General features: G+C 54.3%; 1 protein-coding gene. It reads right to left on the bottom strand.

The features are described 5' to 3' along the window. Positions 1-342: 342 nt before the first annotated feature. Complete coding sequence (locus tag QJT82_RS45300) at positions 343-828, bottom strand: hypothetical protein (protein WP_125459442.1); 486 nt, start codon at positions 826-828, stop codon at positions 343-345. Positions 829-1800: the final 972 nt, after the last annotated feature.

The raw sequence follows: 1800 nt of genomic DNA, 5'->3' as shown, positions 1-1800 counted from the left end.
GATTCGCGGGACAATCTTGCCCGCCGTCAGGCAGAAACTCCACTTATCGCCCGGTCCAGATTTCCGGAGCCAGCTCTCAGCCATAGCTCCGTGTAAATACCGAACAAACTCTGGGCGGGCTTTCGAGCGAAGTGAGACCGATTTGATCAATCGCCGTCAGTCAAGAAGACAGAGCAGGTCGGTACGCATTTGAAGCGACAGGACGCTACATCTTTCGCCTCACGCTGCTTGCTTGTTTGTGCATCATACATCGTGGATTTGGTGGTAGGTCACGGAGTCATATTGCCATGAAAGGCGTCGGACCCACGCCGCTTAATCTTTGCCGCATCATTAGTTGGGTAATCAGGAGGGATAAAGCGACGCCCAACGGCGTCCCTCGCGATAAGCATTCGTTCGAGTCATGAAATCGCGAATTGCAGGATATCTGGCTACTAGCTGACTTAGCGTGGGTACAAGAGTTTCGGTGCCGTAATCAAGTTGCATCAGTTCGAGATAAAGCTGCCGATAGCGCGCGATCGTTATCGCCGTGCGCTCGGGATTAAAGAAGCTTGCCGGTTCTGGCTCGATAGGCACAAAGCCCAAGAGAAGGGAGGCTTTCACCTTCTGGGCATCATCTGAAGCAGGCCTTGTATATGCGGCCGCCGGGTCCGGATCACCGATAAAGCTCGTGCCCAAGACGCGTTGCAGCAGATATATTCTCATAGCCGAACGTTGCACGCGCTCTCTTCGATAAGAACCATCGAGTAGCATACAACGCGGGTTCTCTGCCTCGATCAGAAGTCTGCGGACGCCGATCCTCCGCGTGAATTCGGCGAATAGTTGCTTCATTCTCCGGGTAGACAGTCTTCCGCGGTCGGTTGCGCGGATTGCAATGTATGGAACGTATATCGACTGTGGCACCATCGGGTTTAGTCGAATCAAACCAGCCCCCATTGGGCGTTGCCCACGAAGGAGCAGGAAATACCGCGCGATGCGAGGTCTGTGAAACAACTCGTCCAATTTGTCATCATCCTCTAGGTCGGCTTGGTCAGTGAATGCCTCTTTGAGAATCGATCTTGCACAAAGATACTGAGCTGCCGCCTCGACTACCATTAGGATGTCAGATCCTTCGCCGTAGCCGTCGGCTGACGTATTTCGTCTGTCGCACATGTGAGTTGTCGACCCTCCTGGTGCGTCTTCAGAAGATATGGGAGTCCCGTTGAAAACTGGGAGTGAGTGCAAATATGCGCTCCGCTGTCGTCCTCCTCTCGCGCACGGAGTGCTCCGTTGTAGACACTTCCGTTGTCTCCACGAGACTCGTTGATTCGGGACTCACCGCGGCAGCTATGAACATGACATTTCGAGGCGCGACCCACCGAGCGGGCGGACCCTCCGCGATAAACCCAAAGCCTTGGGCCCGCCCTACATCACCGGGTGCTTGGGATGGGACGGTGATGCTGGCTATGACAAAGCAAGCATTATGCCGAACCAAGATCGCGGCGACGACATGCGACGGCTAAAGGTATGTCGAGAGGCTGGACTTGCGTTGTGCCAGTTTGCCCGGTTTGCCTTCAAAATGACAAACGAGGTAAACTATTGCGCGCTTCAGCCAAGCAATTGCGAGCTGACCGCGCCTGGCGCGCGATGCCTGTAGCGCCTCAGAAGTTCGCGAGAAACGTTCATCATTAATACAAGATCAACGAGGATGTTCAGGAAATCTGTGGTCGCAATAAATCGCTGGTTCGTGTTGGAATGCACGCTCCGTTTAGTGCTGGAGCTGTGTAGTGCGCGGCGACCTCCCGTACATTGCTTGCGTCATTT

This window comes from Bradyrhizobium sp. Mp19, assembly GCF_029952935.1.
Taxonomy (GTDB): Bacteria; Pseudomonadota; Alphaproteobacteria; order Rhizobiales; family Xanthobacteraceae; genus Bradyrhizobium; species Bradyrhizobium elkanii.
The sequence above is the reverse complement of the archived record's forward strand: the minus strand, read 5'-3'. Positions and strand labels throughout refer to the sequence as shown.

Excerpts from the sequence above, each read along its gene's own strand:
- QJT82_RS45300 (WP_125459442.1), bottom strand. The coding sequence starts at position 828 with ATGAAGCAACTATTCGCCGAATTCACGCGGAGGATCGGCGTCCGCAGA.